Here is a 17,544-nt window from a genome sequence, read left to right as displayed (position 1 = left end):
GCCGCTTCCTTCGCCTTCTCGCCCCACTCCTGATGGAGTGGGGCGATTTTCTTTTTGACAAGCCCTTTCGCCGATTTGATCGTGTCGGATTGTTCACAGCCAGCAGGCGACATCTCCCATTGGAAGCAGTCCCGCGTTCAAATAGGTTGAGGGCGACAACGATGTCCCGACCGGAGACGAGGCAATGACGCAACGACTCGACACCCTCCGCCAGATGCGCGAACAGGCACTGGCCGGCGGTGGCCCCAAGAGGATCGACGCCCAGCACGCCAAGGGGAAGATGACCGCCCGCGAGCGGCTCTCCTTCCTGCTGGACGAGGCCAGCTTCCAGGAACTGGGCGCCCTGGCCACCCATCACAACACCGACTTCGGCATGGCCGACCAGCGCTTCCCGGGCGATGGCGTCATCACCGGCTTCGGCAAGATCAACGGCCGACGCGTGGCCGTCTTCGCCCAGGACTTCACGGTGCTGGGCGGCTCCTTCAGCGAGGTGCAGGCCCAGAAGATCAGTCGCATCCAGGACCTGGCACTCGAGTCCGGCATCCCCCTGATCGGTCTCAACGACTCCGGCGGTGCCCGCGTCCAGGAGGGCGTGCGCTCCCTGGCCGCCTATGGCGAGGTCTTCTACCGCAATGTCGCCGCCTCGGGCGTCATCCCGCAGATCAGCCTGATCCTCGGCCCCTGTGCCGGTGGCGCGGTCTACTCCCCCGCCCTGACCGACTTCACCGTCATGGTGGAGACCACCTCCAACATGTTCCTGACCGGGCCGGAGATCATCAAGGCCGTCACCGGCGAGGAGGTCAGCTCCGAGGACCTCGGCGGTGCCTTCGTGCACAATGCCCGCTCCGGCGTGGCCCAGTTCAACGCCGCCAACGAGCAGGCAGCCATCGAGAAGTGCAAGCTGCTGCTCAGCTACCTGCCGCAGAACAACACCGAGGACCCGCCACAGGTGGTTCCGCACGACTCCCCGGACCGGATGGACGAGGCACTGAACTCGATCATCCCGGAGGACGACACGGCCGCCTACGACATGCGCGACGTGCTGGACGCGATCTTCGATGCCGGCTCGGTGATGCAGGTCCACGAGCAGTGGGCGGGCAACGCGATCTGCGCCTTCGCACGGCTCGACGGGCACGCGGCGGGCATCATCGCCAACCAGCCCACCGTGATGAGCGGCTGCCTCGACATCGACTCGTCGGACAAGATCAGCCGCCACATCCGCATCTGCGACATGTTCAACATCCCGATCGTCACCTTCGTCGACTGCCCCGGTTACCTGCCCGGCGTGCAGCAGGAGTACGCGGGAGTCATCCGGCACGGCGCCAAGGTCATCTACTCCTATTGTCAGGCCACCGTGCCGAAGCTGTGCGTGGTCACCCGCAAGGCCATCGGTGGCTCCTATGTCGCACTGTCCAGCAAGCAGATGGGCAATGACGTCGCCTTTGCCTGGCCCACCGCACAGATCGCCGTGATGGGCGCCGAGGGCGCCGCCCGGCTGCTCAACCGACGCGAGATCGCCGCCGCAGAGGATCCGAAGACGGTGGAGCAGAAGTTCATCGACGAGTACCGGGAGAAGTTCTTCAACCCCTACCGCGCCGCCGACGTCGGACAGATCGACGAGGTCATCGAACCCTGCGAGACCAGGCCCCGCCTGATCCGTGCCCTGGAGGTGTTGCGCACCAAGGTGCAGACCAACATCCCCAAGAAGCACGGACTGTTCCCCGTCTAGGAGGCATGGCAATGAGTGACCTTGCATGGGGCCTGGAGATGACCGTGGTGGGGATGGGCGTCGTCTTCGCCCTGCTGCTGTTGCTGATGGGCGTGCTGATCCTGACAGCACGCCTCGATTCCCCCGACAAGCCCGCCGCCGACGAGCCCGAACCGCCCCAGGCGACCCCCGCACCGCTGGCCACGACGCCAGTCCCAGCAACCGAACCGGCGGTGGAGATCCTCACCGCCGGGCTCACGGTCCAGCAGACCACAGCCGTGGCGCTGGCCGTGATCACCCACGCCGAGGTGCGCCGCCAGCAGGCCGCCCCGGCGATGCGAACCCACGCACCGGGAAGCCAGATCCACACGAGCCGGTGGGTTTCGGTGGGCCGCGGTGCGCAGAACCAGTCCTGGAACAGGAGATGACCTGATGCGCCGCTACACGATCTCGATCGACGGGTCCGACCACGAGGTCGACGTCGAGGAAGTCACCGCCAACACCTTCCGGGTGCACATCGCTGGCAAGAGCGTCGACGTCCGGCTGCGTGACCACCAGGACCTCGCCCAGGCCATGATCACGCCGGAGGTGGAGGTGGGCCGCGGCGTCGTGGCCACGGCCGCCCCCTCCGCGCTCCCCCACCAGGCAGCTCCCCAGCCCGCCATCGGCACTCCTGGGCCCGGCGCCTCGCCACACCCCGCTGCCCCCGCCGGTGGCGGCGCGGCCAGCGGCGTGAACACCCTGACCGCCCCGATGCCCGGTGTCGTGCTGAGCATCAGTGCCCAGCCCGGCCAGAGCGTCAAGCGGGGCGATGCCCTGCTGGTGCTCGAGGCCATGAAGATGAAGAACGAGCTCAGGGCCACCCGCGACGGCATCATTGCGTCGATCCCCGCCGAGGTGGGAGCCCAGGTGAAGTTCGGTGATGAGCTGGTGGTGTTCGAATGAATGCCGCGATGGAGTCCACCATCGACCTCCTGCTGCGCGGCGTCACCAATGTCACGTGGCAGTCGGTGGTGATGCTCGCGGTGGGCTGCCTGCTCATCTGGCTGGCCATCGCCAAGGAGTACGAGCCGCTGCTCCTGCTGCCGATCGGCGCCGGCTGCCTGCTGACCAACCTGCCGCTGTCCCCGCTGGTGGGCGAGGACGGCATGCTGACGGTACTGCGCCATGCCGGCGTCGACAATGAGCTCTTCCCGCTGTTGATCTTCATCGGCATCGGCTGCATGACCGACTTCGGCCCACTCCTGGAGATGCCCAAGATGGTGCTGCTCGGTGCCGCCGGCCAGTTCGGCATCTTCCTCACCCTGGTGCTGGCCGTGCTGCTGGGCTTCAGCCACAACGAGGCCGCCAGCATCGGCATCATCGGCGCCATCGACGGGCCGACGTCGATCTACGTCTCACGCCAGCTGGCACCGCAGCTGCTGGCCCCGATCACGGTGGCGGCCTACTCCTACATGTCGCTGGTGCCGATCATCATGCCGCCGATCATGCGCGCACTCACCACGCAGAAGGAACGCCAGATCCGGATGCCCTACTCCTCGCGAGTGATCAGCAAGCGGACCCGGATCTTGTTCCCCATCGTCGTGACGCTGCTGGTGGGCATCCTGGTGCCCTTCGCCACACCGCTGGTTGGCATGCTGATGTTCGGCAACCTGATGCGGGAGTCCGGCGTCGTCGAGCGCCTCACCGGCGCCTCCTCCAACGAGATCGCCAACACCGTCACCCTCTTCCTGGGCCTGGCCATCGGTTCGACGATGGTCGGCACGTCCTTCCTGAAGTGGTCGACGCTGATGATCCTGGTGCTGGGCCTGGTCGCCTTCTGCCTGGACACGGCCGCCGGCGTGCTCTTCGGCAAATTGATGAATGTCCTGTCCGGCGGCAAGTTCAACCCGTTGATCGGCGCCGCCGGCATCTCCGCCTTCCCGATGGCTGCCCGCGTGGTCCAGAAGGAGGCCGCGCGGGAGGACTTCGAGAACTTCATCCTGATGCACGCCATGGGCGCCAATGCGGCCGGCCAGGTGGCCTCCACCGTCGCCGGTGGTGTGCTGCTGGCCCTGATGGGCGCCGCCTGAGTCAGCCCTTCGTGGCCCGTGCCAGCACTTCCCTGGTGCGGGCCACGTCCGCGTCCATCTGGGTGATCAGGCCTTCAATGCCCGTGAAGGTGATCTGTCCGCGCAACCGGGCGACGAAGTCGACGGCGATCTCCACCCCGTAGAGCTCCAGATCGGTGCGGTCCAGTACATAGGTCTCCACCCGCCGCTCCAGGCCCTGGAAGGTGGGATTGGAACCGACCGAGATGGCGGCAGGCAGCGGCTCGGCCGCCGGATCGTCCAGCCGGGTCAACCAGCCGGCGTAGACACCGTCGGCGGGGACGGCCATCCCGGCGGGGACGGGCAGGTTGGCGGTGGGGAAGCCCAACTCGCGGCCGCGCTGGTCACCCATCACCACCACGCCCTGCACCCGGAAGAGGCGTCCGAGGTGCTTGGCGGCCAACTCCACGTCGCCCGCGTCCAGCGCGGTGCGCACCAGGGTGGAGCAGGTGGACTCACCGTCGACGCGGACCAGGGCAATCGCCTCCACCGCGAAGCGCTCCTTGCCCAGCTCGCGCAGCGTCTCCACGGTGCCGGCGGCGCGGTAGCCGAAGCGGAAGTTCTCCCCCACCACGACGTGCGAGGGGTCCAGCGGGGTGATGACCCGGGAGACGAACTCCTCCGGGCTCCAGGTGGACACGTCCCGGGTGAACTGCACGACACGCACCTGCTGTGCTCCGGCGCGCTTGAGCAGGCTGATCCGGTCGGCAAGCCCGGTGAGCAGTCGCGGGGCCTGTTCGGGGCGCAGCACGTGCATGGGGTGGGGCCAGAAGGTCACCACGACGACGGGCTGGTCCGGCGCCAGGGACTGGGCGTGCCGCAACACCTCGACGTGGCCGGTGTGCACACCGTCGAAATTTCCGATCACCACTACAGACCTGGTCACGTTCCGCCCCTGTTCCCTGCGTCGCACCGGTGGCGACGACGACACCGCAGTCTAGTTCGCCCACCGGACCCGGTCATGCCGAGCCGCCGCCAGCGCCTAGCATCGCCGTCACCATGCAGATCACACCAGCAGTGCGGATGGGCCTGTCCGTCTCCGTGGCCACGGGCCTGTACGGCATCTCCTTCGGCGCGCTGGGCATCGCCGCAGGCCTGTCCGTGTTGCAGACACAGGCCCTCAGTGCGCTGATGTTCACCGGCGGCTCCCAGTTCGCCTTCGTCGGGGCCATTGCCGGCGGCGGCGCCCCGGCCCTGGTCTCAGCAAGCCTGCTGGGCATCCGCAACCTGATCTACGGCGCGCAGATGAATGCCGCCTTCGCACCCCGCGGCCTCACCCGCCTGCTGCAGGCACACGTCACCATCGACGAGTCGGTGGCCACCTCCGTGGCTCAGGACATTGCCGACGAGCAGCGACGCGGCTTCTGGAGCGCGGGGCTGGGCGTGTTCATCTTGTGGAACCTGTTCACCCTCCTGGGGGCCGTGCTGGGCAATGCGCTGGGCGACCCGAAGACCTGGGGTCTCGACGGTGCCGCGGTGGCCGCCTTCCTGGGCCTGCTGTGGCCGCGGTTGCACAACCGGGACACGGTGGCCATCGCGGTGGCCTCGGCCTTCGTCACGTTGTTGCTGGTCCCAGTGTTGGCCCCCGGCCTGCCGCTGCTGGCCGCTGCAGCCGTCGCAGCAGGGATGAGCCTGTGGCTGGGGCGGAGGGCGACGCGATGAGCCTGTGGGGATGGGTTCTCACCGCCTGTCTGGTGGGCTACTGCACCAAGTTGGCCGGCTACCTGCTGCCCACACACTGGGTGGAGAAGCCGCGGGTGATGCAGGTCACCTCGGCTATGACCATCGGCCTGTTGGGTTCCCTGGTGATGCTCAATGCCGTCGGCGACGGGCAGCGGCTCGTGCTGGATGCCCGGCTGGTGGCCCTCGTGGTGGCCGGGGTGGCGCTGTGGCGGCGCGCCCCCTACCTCGTGGTGGTGCTGCTGGGGGCGGCCGCGGCGGCACTTGCCCGGTTGGTCAGTTGACCCGCCGAAGTCAGTGGAGCATGGTCTGGCCGCCGGTGACGGGAATTGCCTGACCCGTCTCGTAGGCCTGCTCCACGCAGTAGCGGATGGCCCGCACCACGTCTGCGGGCCGGCAGCCCCGGCCCATCGGCACCTGTGCCTCGTAGTGACGACGCACGTCGTCGACGGTGGTGGCGCCCGGGACCTTGCCAGCGGCCAGGTACTGCACCAGCAGCCCAAGCTCCGGATCCGTCCACAGCGGCCCGTCCAGGTAGTTGCCGGGGCAGACGGCGTTCACCTTGATCCCCTGCTCGACGAGTTCCAACGCGAAGGACTGGGTGAGCCCGATCCCGCCGAACTTGCTGCCCGCATAGGCGAAGTTCTTCCGGGAACCGGACAGCCCGGACTTGGAGTTCACCTCGACGATGTCGAACCAGTGCTCCGGCGCCGCGGCATGCTGGGCGGCCAACACGGGTGCGACGGCCCGCACCCCGACGAAATAGCCGCGGTAGTTCACCCGGGTCACGAGGTCGAAGTCCTCGGGGGTGATTTCCCCCACGGACCCGGCCCGCACGATCCCGGCATTGGAGACGAACAGGTCGATCCCGCCGAAGAAGGCCACGACGTCCTCGACGGCCGCCGCGAAACTGGCCTCGTCGGCCACGTCGACCTCCACGGCGAGGCTTCGGCCCGTGCCGTGCCGTTCGTTGATCCCGCGGGCAACCTCTCGGGCTCCCGCCAGGTTCAGGTCGGCGACGGCCACCCAGCAGCCCAGGTCCGCCAGCTGCTCGGCGATCTCACGGCCGAAGCCCTGCGCCGCACCGGTGACCAGCGCCACCCGGCCCAGGACGGCACCGGAAGCGGGCCATTCCACGTCCAGGCGCAGGACTGCCCCGTCCCCGGGCAGCACCCGGAGACGGGGCAGGCCCCGCTCGTCGGCCAGCCGGCCCCGCAGGTGCGGGAGCCAGCTGGCCACTGATGAATCGCTCATGCCTCGATGGTGAGCACGCTGCCCACCGCGACCTCGGGCGTGCCGTCCTCGCACAGGATGTGGATGGCACCCGACAGGCTGGCCTTCTGGCCGCCGTCGACGTTGACGGTGATGTGACCCAGACCGTTGAGATTCTTCTGGGCCGCCTCCCCGACGGCGGTGATGGGGAAGGGCTTGCCATCGACGGTGAAGACCTGTCCCACCTGCAGGTCCGCGGTGGTCTGGCCCATGTCGATGATGAAGCAATAGTCCTTCAGGGCGTCGGGGGCGTTCTCACCGAAGGTGACGAACAGCCCGTCGGAGATGAAGGCGGCGGCCATGCTGCCGGCGTCGCGGACGGTGGTACGGAAGATCTCGGTCATGTCAGCTCCAGTTTCTGGTGCGTACGGTCAGGAATAGAGGCCAATGCTTGCCAGCCAGGCGATCGCCACGCGGGGGACGCCGTTCAGGAAGCGGGAGTAGAGCACTGCGGGCACGCCGACCTCGACGGTCTCCGGCTCGGCCTCGGCAAGGCCCAGGCCGACGGGGATGAAGTCGCACGCGTTCTGGGTGTTGATGGCGAACAGGGCCGGCAGGGCCAGGTGCGGAGCAACATTGCCCTTGCCGATCTCGACACCGATGAGGGTACCGATGATCTGGCCGATCACAGCTCCCGGGCCGAGCAGCGGCGACAGGAAGGGGATCGAGCAGATGAAGCCCAGCACCATCAGGCCCCAGCCGGAACCGGCCAGCGGCGTCAGGAAGTGGGTGAACCACTCGCCGAAGCCCGAGGCATTGATGATGCCGATCAGCATCGAGATGAAGGCCATGAACGGCAGGATGGTGTTGATCATGGTCTGGATCGCGTCGCGGCCAGCCTGGTAGAAGATGGCGACGACCTTGCCGGCCCCCAGGCCGATCTTCATCATCAGGCCCTGCTTCTTCTGCTCCGCCAGGGTCTCGGAGACCTTCTTGTCCGCGGTGAACTTCACCTTGGCGGCCTCGTCGGCGGCGCCCACGGCGGCGGCCTTGGCCTGGGTCTCGGCACCATCGGCCAGGCGGACCTGGTCCGAGGAGACAGCGGAGACGTAGATGCCCTCGTGGATGAACTGGGCCAGGGGGCCGGTCTTGCCGGTGTTGATGATGTTGATCGTTGGGATGTTCTTCTTGGGGTAGATGCCGCAACGCAGGGTGCCACCGCAGTCGATGACCACCATGGCGATCTGGTCATCCGGAACCGAGGTCTGGAAACCGTTGACGGCCTCGCAGCCGGTCAGCTCCACCAGGGTGTCGACGACGGCGGGCTTGCTGCCGCCACCGACGATGTAGACGATCTTGTTCTTCTCGGGCGTCGGGGTGATGGTCAGCGGGCCGCCCCAGCCACCCTGCCCCTTCTCGACGACGACGGACCTGTACTCGCTCATGCCGACACCTTCACTTCGGAGCTGAGGGTGACGCCCTGCTGCTTGGCGACCCAGGGGGTGATGAAGTCGGTGGTCCAGCCACCGATGAAGTTGAGCACAACGCCCAGGATCAGGTAGCGCACGGCCAGCTCGGCGGAGTTGAGGCCCAGCTGCTCGATGCCCTTGGCGATGCCCAGCCAGATGAACAGCTCACCGGCGTTGATGTGCGGGAAGATACCGCTCGAGGTGTGGCAGAACTGCGCGCCACTGGCGTAGTAGCTGGGCTTGTACTTCTCCGGGAGGAAACGGCCCAGGGTGAAGCCCATCGGGTTGGCCAGCATGAAGAAGCCCAGGAAGGGCAGGACCAGGTAGCGGCTGACCGGGTTTCCGGAGGCCTTGCGGGCCAGGTTGTTGATCTTGTCCTCGCCAATCATCTGGATCAGCGAGTTCATGGCGATGAGCAGCATCAGGACCAGCGGGACGATGCCCGTCATCCAGCTGATGAAGGTCTCGCCTCCAGCCCGGAAGAGCCCGATGAACCAGGTGGCTGCATCGGCAAAGTAATTCATGGTCATTCCTTTCAGAGGTGGAAGGGATCCGTCAGGCCATGGCCTGCTGCTTGCCGCCGAAGCGGCTGAACAGCTTGGTGACCGGACCCGGGGGCTCGGGGGGAATGCGTCCCTCCGAGACGAGCAGGAAGTTGTCGCGGGCATTCGCGACGGCCGCCCGCAGGCTCTTGTTGAGTTCGCGGTGGGTGCTGGCGTCGACGTCGGCCAGGCGCTGCCCGTCGAAGGTGGTGAAGGGCTTGAAGCGGGAGAAGACGGTCACCCCGCTGAGCCGCACACCCTCGACGACCACGTCCTGGTCGTCCAGCCGGAACATCACGATGGCGCCATTGGCCACCAGGTTCTTCTGCTTGCCGATGGCCACGCGTCCCTGGCGGCGCATCGTGCCGTAGTGCTTGGTGTAGTTGGTGGCCTGTCGCATGGCCAGGACGGTCTGCAACAGGTAGAAGACGGCAAAGCCGATCATCACGGGCCAGAACATGTCAGTTCCCCTGGTTGTGGTCTCGAAGGTCCTCGAACAGGCCGAGGAGGTCTGGGTAGGTGCTGATGGCACACAGGCGGTCCATCAGGCGCGGGTTGGTGCCGACGCGGATCAATTCCTCGTAGGTGCGGATCAGCACCTGGTCGTCGTAGTTCTCCTTCTCCGGGACCGCCATCAGGAAGACCAGCCGGGCCGGCTCCTCATCGGTGGCAGCCACCAGCCCGAGTGCACAGCTGACGCTGGCCAGCCCGGGCGAGCTGGCGTGGGGGAAGGCGAGGCGGTCCCCCACCAGTACCGGTTCGGTCTCGACGAGCCGCTCGGCCAGCGCGTCCAGGAAGAACTCGTCCACCAGCCCGAGGTCGGCCAGGTGGTGGGCCAGGCGGGTTGCCGCCTCGTCGTGCCCGCAGCCGGCGGGCAGCTGGACGATGCGGTCCGGCCCCAGCAGCAGCACCAGCATCGACCCGTCGGCGCGGTCGTTCAGCAGCGGGCCGAAGTGCGGGAAGTGCATCCTGGACAGCTTGTTGATCAACTCACCACGGTCGAAGAGCTCCGAGAGCTCGATGGTGGGCACGGCCACATCCAGGGAGGTGCCGGGGGCGGTGACCAACAGGTCCACGCCCTTGTCGGTGACCTCCTGCGCCGAGCTGACCAGCAGGTATTCGGTGGGAACGGACAGGGCACGGCCGAGCTGGCCCTTGAGCAGCGAGGCGGCGGCCGGCCCGCGTCGGGTGTGGATCCCGATCCGGAAGGGCCGACGGCCCTGCTGTTCACTGTCATCGAGGAAGACCTGGAAATACGTGGCGGCCAGGGCGAGCTCCGTCTCGTCCATCGTCAACCCCACCTGCTCCCGCACCACGTCACTCGCGAGCTCAGCCATCCGGACCGCCAGCGGGAAGCGGACGCGCAGTTCCGGCACGTCCAGGTCCGCCTCCACCGAGAGGCCGTAGCGCATCCGGTTCACCATGAAGCCGACGTGCTGGGTGAATTCCGTCAGCAGCTCCCGGGGCTGCACGTCGATCTCCAGCACGTCCGCGATCCGGGCAAAGACCTGGTCGACCAGCATCCGGGTCTCGGCCTCGACGGACTCCCGGGTGGCGACGCCGGTGCCCATCGGGGTCCTGCGTCCGGCGGCGGGAATGGCCAGGTAGAGCACCTCGGCCGACGGCAGGCTCTCCCCCGTGACCCGCTCGATGCCCTGTGCCACGCGGATGGCGAAGGCGTGGGCGTCGGTGCCGGTCAGCTGCTCGTGGCTCTGGGGCAGCTCGTCCAGGCCGTGGCCGGACAGCCGGCGGTCCAGCGCGACGGTCATCCACCGCACCACCTCCATGGCCACGCCCTCGTCGAAGCTGAACTCGGCGCATGCCTCGTCGAGGATGTCGAGCAGCGCGGTACCCAACGGGTAGCTGCCGTAGGCCCGCCGGTAGGCGTGGCGCAGCACGGCAAGCCGGATTGCCAGCTCATCGCCCTCCAGCTGCAGCCCGACGTGGGGCCGCCCCTGGACCCGCACGTCCATCTCGGCCAGCAGTCTGCGCAGCGTCACCAGGTCTGCGGTGACGGTGGTGCGGCCCACATTCATGCCGCGGGCCAGGGTCTCGATGCGGACCGGGCCGGTGCTGAGCACCAGTTGGGCGAGGATGTGGCTGACGCGGTGCTGCGGATCGTTGAAGGAGTCCTTCACCCCGGTGACCTGGCGTCGGGCCTCCTCGAAGGCCGCATTGTCGACCACGCGCAGGCGGTAGCGGCCATTGATCAGCCGCACCTGGCCCGAGCCCGCGAGCATCGAGTTGAGGTTGGCGACCTCCGTGGCGACGGTGCGCATGCCCACGCCCAGCAGCCGGGCCAGTGCGTCGGGCGCTACCGACAGGCTGGTCTCCAGCTGGTGCAGGATCAAGGCTGGCCGCTGCATCGCTCCCCCTTCGTTGGTGGTCGTTGGAACGCTATGCGAGATGAGTGGTGAAAGTCCCGCGGGAATGAGCCGGGTCCTTGCGAGCACCTGCGCAAGTCTCCGACACCACCCGCCCTGCGTCGCGCGACGGGCCGACCGTGGAAGGATGGGCGGACCCAGCGCAGGAGAGGCACAGACCATGCGACAGCAGACGGTGACCGTGACCATCCCCGGCGGCATCCATGCCCGCATTGCCGCGGAACTTGCGGCGGTGGTGGCTGCCCACACCAGCTCGGTCTTCCTGATGGCCGGGCGGATGACCAGCCTCGCCCGCTCCTGGGAGGTGCTCGGCCTGGGGGTCGCCCACGGGGAGCAGGTGACGGTGATTGCCGATGGGCGCGACGAGGAGCAGGCCCTCGCCGCCGTCGTCGCCCTACTGGGTCACTGAGCCAGCACTGCCACCGGCCGTGCGATGGCCGGGTCCTCCTCGTCGGGACGGTAGAGCGCCAGCAGCTCACCATCCGGGGACAGCACCCCCGTCGGGTTGCCCGGGACGGCCAGTCCCTTGAGGCTCCGGCCGAAGCCCACGTCGCGGACCTGTTCCTCGTCGAGGGTGACTACGGGGAAGCTCAGTGCGGCGGCCCGCGCCATCCCCAACAGCTCGGGCTGGTCATCGGAGTCCAGCTCCACCACGGGCAGGTCGGTCAGGTTGTAGCCACCGATCCGGGTGCGACGCAGCGCCGTCAGGTGTCCGCCCACCCGCAGAGCCGCACCCAGGTCCCGGGCCAGGGCACGGATGTAGGTGCCCGAGCTGCATTCCACCTCCACGTCCACGTCACAGTAGGTGCGCTCACCCTCGGTCACGTGGCGCAGGTCCAGCACCTCGTAGTGGCTGACCGTCACGGCCCGGCTCTTGAGCTCCACCTGTTCCCCGTCGCGCACCAGCTTGTAGGCACGCTGCCCGTTGACCTTGATCGCACTCACCGAGCTCGGCACCTGCTGGATCTCCCCGCGGAAGGCGGGCAGCTCCGCCTCCACCGCCGCCCGGTCCAGGTGTGCGGCGTCGGCTCCCCCGCTCGGCTCGCCCTCGGCATCGTCGGTGGTGGTGGCCATGCCCAGCCGGATGGTCGCCTCGTACCGCTTGTCGTGCAGGGCCAGGTGTCCCAGCAGCCGCGTCGCCCGATTCACCCCGACGATCAGCACTCCGGTGGCCATCGGGTCCAGGGTGCCGGCATGCCCCACCTTGCGGGTTCCCATCAGCCGCCGGACCCGGCCCACTACCTGGTGGGAGGTCCAGCCCTGAGGCTTGTCGCAGATCAGCAGGCCGGAGTGCAAAGTCATGGACCCATTGTGACGGCTGCGGGGCTGCCTTCCGAACGACCGCAAGCCTAGGGTGAGGGAACAGCCTTCGAGAGGATCGATGATGGACGAGACCGTACGGCGCGCCGTGGCCGACGCTGACCAGACCGACGAGGTGGCAGTGGCCCGTGGAGCCCTGGCCCAGACGGGTGCCCTGATGGCCACGTGGATGCCTGGCTCCGCCGCGCTCCTGGTGGCCGACGAGAAGACCTGGGCCGCGGCCGGGGACCGCACCGAGGCGTCGCTGCGTGAGGCCGGCGTCCCGCTGGCCGAGCCGCTGGTCTTCCCCGGAAGCCCCACCCTGTACGCGTCGCTGGACAATGCGGCACGCATCCGGGAGGCCATCGTCGCCGCCGACCAAGCCACCGGGACGCGCGTCACACCCGTCGCAGTCGGCGCCGGAACCCTCAACGACCTGGTCAAGATGGCCGCCCACGAGCTGGAACGTCGCTATGTCGTGGTGGGCACGGCCGCCAGCATGGACGGCTACACCGGGGCCGGCGCCCCGATGAGCAGCAATGGCGTCAAGATCACGGTGAACTGCACGGCGCCGCAGGTGGTGGTCTTCGACCTCGAGGTGACGGCCCGCGCCCCGCAGTGGATGGTGGCATCCGGTTACGGTGACCTGGCCGCCAAGATCCCCGGCGGCGCTGACTGGATCCTCGCCGACGCCGCCGGCGTCGAGCCCATCGACGAGCATGTCTGGAGCCTGGTGCAGTCCGGGGTCCGCGACGCCCTGGCCCATCCGACGGAGCTGGCCGCGGGCGCCCCCGAGGCCTTCGAGGGCCTGGTCAACGGGCTGGTGCTGTCCGGGCTGGCCATGCAGGTGCACGGCGGCACCCGGCCGGCCTCCGGTGCGGAGCACTACTTCAGCCACATCTGGGAGCTGGACCACCTGGGCGCCGACGACGACCCGCCGCTGTCCCACGGCTTCAAGGTGGCCATCGGCACCCTGGCCATGCTGGCCTTCTACGAACCCTTCATGGCCCGTGGCCTCGCGGACCTGGACGTCGACGCCGCCGTCGACGCCTGGCCCAGCTGGCAGGCGGTGGAGGCCGACATCCGTGCCACCTTCACCGGCCCCCTGGCGGACCACGCCGTGAAGGAGACCAAGGTCAAGTACGTCGACCCCGATGGGCTGCGGGCCCGGCTGGAGACGCTCAAGGCCGCCTGGCCCCGCACTCGCGAACGTCTGGCCGCCCAACTGGTGCCTGCCGCGGACTTCCAGGCGCAGCTGCGCGCAGCAGGTGCCCCCAGCCGCCCGCAGGACATCGGCCTGAGCGTGCAGCAACTGCGCGAGACCTTCCCCAAGGCCATGTACTACCGCTCGCGCTACACGGTGCTCGACGTCGCCCGCGAGGCCGGCTGGTTCGACGAGCTCGTCGAGCAGACCTTCGCCCCGGGAGGGATCTGGGGCTGAGGTCTGGGCCCTCAGTCCTCTTCGGAGTCCTCGTCGTCGTGCTTGTACGGGTCGGCGTCGCCCGCGAAGGTCTTGCCCTCACGCTGCTTGGCCAGCTCGGCATCGCCGGCCTGGACACGCGCCAGCAGGTCCTCGATGGCGGCGGCCGCCTCCGGCGTCGAATCCGGGATGAAGGCGATGCTGGGCGCGAAGCGCAGCCCGAGCTTCTTGCCGATCGTCGAGCGGATCAGCCCCTTGGCGGATTCCAGCGCCGCGGCGGTGCCACCGGGCTCCTCCTCCGTGAAGACGGTGTAGAAGACCGTCGCCTCCCGTGAGTCACCGGTCAACCGCACGTCGGTGACGGTGACGAAACCCAGGCGCGGGTCCTTGATCCGACGCTCCAGCATCTCTGCCGTGATCATCTTGATCTGGTCGGCAAGCTTTGCCACACGAGGATTGGTCATGGTGGCTCCCTTCGGTTGTTCTCGGACAGCGCCGTGGGCGGCGACCTGAGGTCACCGCCCACGGTACTGCGTTGTCAGGGATCAGTCCCTGGGCTTCTCGACCATCTCGAAGGTCTCGATGTGGTCACCGACCTGGATGTCGTTGAAGTTCGAGAGCGTCAGACCACACTCGAAGCCCTCGCGGACCTCGGTGGCGTCATCCTTCTCACGACGCAGCGAGGCGATGGTGGTCTCGCGGACCACGACACCGTCGCGCACCAGGCGAGCCTTGGCATTTCGCTTGAGGTGGCCATCGAGCACCATGCAGCCGGCGATGTTGCCGAACTTGGAGCTGCGGAAGATCTCGCGGATCTCCGCGGTACCCATCGCCTTCTCCTCGTAGATCGGCTTGAGCATGCCCTTGAGGGCAGCCTCGATCTCGTCGATCGCGTCGTAGATGACCGAGTAGTAGCGCACGTCCACGTTCTCGTTGTCCGCCATCTTGGTCGCGTGCGGCGTGGGCCGCACGTTGAAACCGATGATGACGGCCTTCGAGGCGGCGGCCAGCGAGACATTGGTCTCGGTGATCGCACCGACACCGCGGTCGATGACGCGCAGGTCCACCTCGTCGCCGACGTCGATCTTCGACAGGGCGTCCTCCAGGGCCTCGACGGAACCAGCGCCGTCGCCCTTGAGGATGAGCAGCAGCTCCTGCGTCTCGCCCTTCTCCAGCTGCTCGAAGAGCTGGTCGAGGGTCTTGCGACGCGAACCCTTGGCCTGCGCTGCGGCACGCATGCGGGCCTCGCGCTTGTCGGCGATCTGGCGAGCCATCCGGTCGTCGTCGACGACCAGGAAGTTGTCGCCGGCACCGGGCACGGAGGTGAGACCGAGCACCTGGACGGGCATCGAGGGCGGAGCCTCGGTGACGTTCTCGCCCTTGTCGTTGATCATGGCGCGGACACGGCCATGGGCCGATCCGGCAACGATCGAGTCACCCTTGCGCAGCGTGCCGCGCTGGATGAGGACTGTCGCGACGGGGCCGCGGCCCTGGTCCAGGTGCGCCTCAATGGCCACGCCCTGGGCGGGCATGTCCGGGTTGGCGCGCAGGTCCAGTTCGGCGTCGGCCGTCAGCACGATGGCCTCGAGCAGCTCGTCCAGACCGGTCCTCGCGGTGGCGGAGACGTCGACGAACATGGTGTCGCCGCCGTACTCCTCCGGCACCAGGCCGTACTCGGTCAGCTGGCCACGGACCTTGGACGGGTCCGCGCCTTCCTTGTCGACCTTGTTGACCGCCACCACGACGGGCAGCTCGGCCGCCTTGGCGTGGTTGAGGGCCTCGATGGTCTGCGGCATGACGCCGTCATCGGCGGCCACCACGAGCACGGCGATGTCCGTGGCCTTGGCGCCACGGGCACGCATGGCCGTGAAGGCCTCGTGACCGGGGGTGTCGATGAAGGTGATCTTGCGATCCTCCTCGTCGACGGTGGTCTCGACCTGGTAGGCACCGATGGCCTGGGTGATGCCTCCGGCCTCGCCGCCCTGCACATTCGCGCTTCGCAGCGCGTCGAGCAGCTTGGTCTTGCCGTGGTCGACGTGACCCATGACCGTGACGGCCGGCGGACGGGGCGCGAGGTCCTCGTCGTCGCCGTCGTCCTCGCCGAACTCGAGGTCGAAGCCGGCCAGCAGCTCACGATCCTCGTCCTCCGGGGAGACGACCTCGATCTTGTAGTTGAGCTCGGCGCCCAGCACCTCGAGGGTGTCGTCGGCCACCGACTGGGTGGCCGTGACCATCTCACCGAGGTTGAACAGCACCTGCACCAGCTGTGCCGGCTCGACCTTGATCTTCTCGGCCAGGTCCGTGAGGGATGCACCACGGCGCAGGCGCACGATCTGGCCGTCACCCTGCCTGATGCGCACACCGCCAATCGACGGTGCCTCCATCTCGTTGAACTCTTGCCTGCGCTGCTTCTTGCTCTTGCGACGTCCGCGGCCGGCCTGGCCACCGCGTCCGAAGGCGCCCTGGGTACCGGAGCCGCCACGGCCACCGCGGCCACCGCGGCCACCACCGGTGGGCGGACCACCGGGGCCACCACCCATTCCGGGACGGCCACCGCCGCCGCCACCGGGGCGACCACGGCCGGGGCCACCACCGGGGCGACCGCCACGAGCGGGCGCACCGACGGCTGCATTCTGCTGCTTGGGCATCATCGCCGGGTTGGGACGGGGCATGCCGGGCAAGCCACCGCTACCACCGGGGCGAGGCATGCGGCTGTCGCCACCTGCCGGGGCACCGGGGCGAGGACCACCGGGACGTGCACCCGCGGGAGCACCGGGACGCGGCGCACCGCCACCCTGTCCCTCGGGGCGGGGGCGACGGGCGCCCATGCCCTGCGAGGAGGCGAAGGGGTTGTTGCCGGGGCGCGAGCCACCGGGGCGACGCTGGCCGGGAGTGGCACCGCCGGGAGCCCCCGACGGCAGGCCACCCGAGGCACCCGGACGGGGTGCGCCGGGACGAGGTGCCTGCTGGCCGGGGCGTGCGGCGGCCGGACGCGGGGTCTGGCCGGAAGGACGCTGTTCTCCCGGACGGGGAGCCGACGAACGCGGGCCCGGAGCCGGCGGCGTGTTGCTGGTGATGGGACCCGAGGTGGGCGGCGGCGTCGTGGGACGCGACTGCTGACCGGGCCGCGGGGCACCGGGACGGGCACCGGGGGCCGGCGCCGGAGCCGGAGCGGGCTTGTCGGCCGCGGCCGGCTTCTGGCTGGCCGGCCTCACGACTGCGGGCTGCGGGGTCTCCGCGGGAGCCTGCGGCGCGGCCGGGGTCTCCGCCGTGGCGGGTGCAGCCGGGGTGGCCGGCTTGGCTGCAGGGCGGGCCATCTGGCCCGGCTTGGGGGCGCCGGGACGCGGGGCGGCAGACTGCGCGGGAGCAGCCTGTCCGCTCGCGGCGGGCTTGCCGGCGCCGGCCTCATTGCTGAGGTTGTCACGCAGGCGACGCACGACGGGCGCCTCAATGGTGGAAGACGCGGACCGGACGAATTCGCCCATGTCCTTCAGCGTCTTGAGGACATCTTTGCTTTCGAGTCCGAGCTCTTTCGCGAGCTCGTAGACACGGACCTTTGCCACTACTCTCCTTCAGGTCCGGGCCTATTCGCGGCTACCGGACCAGTTAGTTGGTGTTGATGCTCATTGGTGATTACTCATCGAGTGGTCATGAGCGCTAGCCCACTTTCTGGTTCGCCCTCCATGAATTGGAGGGCCCTTGGTAGATCCGTCACGGGGATTCCGGACGAACGCGCAGGC

At 68.5% G+C, this 17,544-nt stretch carries 18 protein-coding genes; 8 read left to right on the top strand and 10 right to left on the bottom strand.

Features of this window, described 5'->3' with window-relative positions:
- Window positions 1-184 precede the first annotated feature (184 nt).
- From EDD41_RS15010 to EDD41_RS14995, 4 genes are read left to right on the top strand one after another with little or no spacing between them, the layout of a single operon-like run.
- On the top strand, window positions 185-1,729 hold the full coding sequence (locus EDD41_RS15010; protein ID WP_123576451.1) for an acyl-CoA carboxylase subunit beta: 1,545 nt from the start codon (window positions 185-187) through the stop codon (window positions 1,727-1,729).
- An 11-nt stretch (window positions 1,730-1,740) separates the two neighbouring features.
- Window positions 1,741-2,136, top strand: coding sequence for an OadG family transporter subunit (locus tag EDD41_RS15005; RefSeq protein ID WP_123576450.1), 396 nt, complete (start codon window positions 1,741-1,743; stop codon window positions 2,134-2,136).
- Window positions 2,137-2,140: 4 nt separating this feature from the next.
- On the top strand, window positions 2,141-2,653 hold the full coding sequence (locus tag EDD41_RS15000; protein WP_123576449.1) for a biotin/lipoyl-containing protein: 513 nt from the start codon (window positions 2,141-2,143) through the stop codon (window positions 2,651-2,653).
- An 8-nt stretch (window positions 2,654-2,661) separates the two neighbouring features.
- Window positions 2,662-3,780, top strand: a complete 1,119-nt coding sequence (locus tag EDD41_RS14995) for a sodium ion-translocating decarboxylase subunit beta (protein ID WP_094764189.1) — start codon at window positions 2,662-2,664, stop codon at window positions 3,778-3,780.
- A gap of 1 nt (window position 3,781) precedes the next feature.
- On the opposite strand, the gene EDD41_RS14990 is transcribed toward EDD41_RS14995, so the two are convergent.
- Entirely contained in the window at window positions 3,782-4,684 is a 903-nt protein-coding gene (locus EDD41_RS14990; protein WP_094764188.1) for a bifunctional riboflavin kinase/FAD synthetase, read from the bottom strand.
- A 113-nt stretch (window positions 4,685-4,797) separates the two neighbouring features.
- Here EDD41_RS14990 and EDD41_RS14985 point away from each other — a divergent pair, with 113 nt between their 5' ends.
- Together EDD41_RS14985 and EDD41_RS14980 are read left to right on the top strand one after the other, a co-directional pair.
- Window positions 4,798-5,460 (top strand): AzlC family ABC transporter permease, encoded by a 663-nt coding sequence (locus EDD41_RS14985; RefSeq protein WP_094764187.1) that lies wholly within the window; start codon window positions 4,798-4,800, stop codon window positions 5,458-5,460.
- Window positions 5,457-5,762, top strand: a complete 306-nt coding sequence (locus EDD41_RS14980) for an AzlD domain-containing protein (RefSeq protein ID WP_094764220.1) — start codon at window positions 5,457-5,459, stop codon at window positions 5,760-5,762. Before EDD41_RS14985 ends, EDD41_RS14980 begins: the two co-directional genes overlap by 4 nt.
- Before the next feature lie 10 nt (window positions 5,763-5,772).
- On the opposite strand, the gene EDD41_RS14975 is transcribed toward EDD41_RS14980, so the two are convergent.
- From EDD41_RS14975 to EDD41_RS14950, 6 genes are read right to left on the bottom strand one after another with little or no spacing between them, the layout of a single operon-like run.
- Entirely contained in the window at window positions 5,773-6,732 is a 960-nt protein-coding gene (locus EDD41_RS14975) for an SDR family NAD(P)-dependent oxidoreductase (protein ID WP_123576448.1), read from the bottom strand.
- Window positions 6,729-7,094, bottom strand: a complete 366-nt coding sequence (locus EDD41_RS14970; RefSeq protein ID WP_094764185.1) for a PTS glucitol/sorbitol transporter subunit IIA — start codon at window positions 7,092-7,094, stop codon at window positions 6,729-6,731. Before EDD41_RS14970 ends, EDD41_RS14975 begins: the two co-directional genes overlap by 4 nt.
- 27 nt (window positions 7,095-7,121) lie before the next feature.
- Window positions 7,122-8,135, bottom strand: a complete 1,014-nt coding sequence (gene srlE, locus EDD41_RS14965; RefSeq protein ID WP_094764184.1) for a PTS glucitol/sorbitol transporter subunit IIB — start codon at window positions 8,133-8,135, stop codon at window positions 7,122-7,124.
- Window positions 8,132-8,683, bottom strand: coding sequence for a PTS glucitol/sorbitol transporter subunit IIC (gene srlA, locus EDD41_RS14960; RefSeq protein WP_123577158.1), 552 nt, complete (start codon window positions 8,681-8,683; stop codon window positions 8,132-8,134). The genes srlE and srlA overlap by 4 nt, the downstream gene beginning before the upstream one ends.
- A gap of 31 nt (window positions 8,684-8,714) precedes the next feature.
- Window positions 8,715-9,161 (bottom strand): transcriptional regulator GutM, encoded by a 447-nt coding sequence (locus EDD41_RS14955; RefSeq protein WP_123576447.1) that lies wholly within the window; start codon window positions 9,159-9,161, stop codon window positions 8,715-8,717.
- Between the two features lies 1 nt (window position 9,162).
- On the bottom strand, window positions 9,163-11,067 hold the full coding sequence (locus tag EDD41_RS14950; RefSeq protein WP_170165405.1) for a BglG family transcription antiterminator: 1,905 nt from the start codon (window positions 11,065-11,067) through the stop codon (window positions 9,163-9,165).
- Between the two features lie 178 nt (window positions 11,068-11,245).
- Between EDD41_RS14950 and EDD41_RS16965 the strand changes: the two genes are divergently transcribed.
- A complete protein-coding gene (locus tag EDD41_RS16965) occupies window positions 11,246-11,494 on the top strand; it encodes an HPr family phosphocarrier protein (RefSeq protein WP_170165404.1) in 249 nt (82 codons plus the stop codon).
- Here the strand turns inward: EDD41_RS16965 and truB are convergent.
- On the bottom strand, window positions 11,488-12,387 hold the full coding sequence (truB, locus tag EDD41_RS14940; RefSeq protein ID WP_123576445.1) for a tRNA pseudouridine(55) synthase TruB: 900 nt from the start codon (window positions 12,385-12,387) through the stop codon (window positions 11,488-11,490). The two genes, EDD41_RS16965 and truB, sit on opposite strands and share 7 nt — an antisense overlap.
- A 79-nt stretch (window positions 12,388-12,466) precedes the next feature.
- Here truB and EDD41_RS14935 point away from each other — a divergent pair, with 79 nt between their 5' ends.
- Window positions 12,467-13,825, top strand: coding sequence for a sn-glycerol-1-phosphate dehydrogenase (locus EDD41_RS14935; RefSeq protein WP_123576444.1), 1,359 nt, complete (start codon window positions 12,467-12,469; stop codon window positions 13,823-13,825).
- An 11-nt stretch (window positions 13,826-13,836) separates the two neighbouring features.
- Here the strand turns inward: EDD41_RS14935 and rbfA are convergent, their stop codons facing one another.
- Together rbfA and infB are read right to left on the bottom strand one after the other, a co-directional pair.
- A complete protein-coding gene (gene rbfA / locus EDD41_RS14930) occupies window positions 13,837-14,268 on the bottom strand; it encodes a 30S ribosome-binding factor RbfA (RefSeq protein WP_094764178.1) in 432 nt (143 codons plus the stop codon).
- Between the two features lie 81 nt (window positions 14,269-14,349).
- A complete protein-coding gene (infB, locus tag EDD41_RS14925) occupies window positions 14,350-17,367 on the bottom strand; it encodes a translation initiation factor IF-2 (RefSeq protein WP_123576443.1) in 3,018 nt (1,005 codons plus the stop codon).
- Window positions 17,368-17,544 lie beyond the last annotated feature (177 nt).

Origin of the sequence: Luteococcus japonicus, assembly GCF_003752415.1 — a bacterium.
Classification (GTDB): domain Bacteria; phylum Actinomycetota; class Actinomycetes; order Propionibacteriales; family Propionibacteriaceae; genus Luteococcus; species Luteococcus japonicus.
Note: the sequence above shows the minus strand (reverse complement) of the source record. Positions and strands in the feature narration are given on the sequence as shown.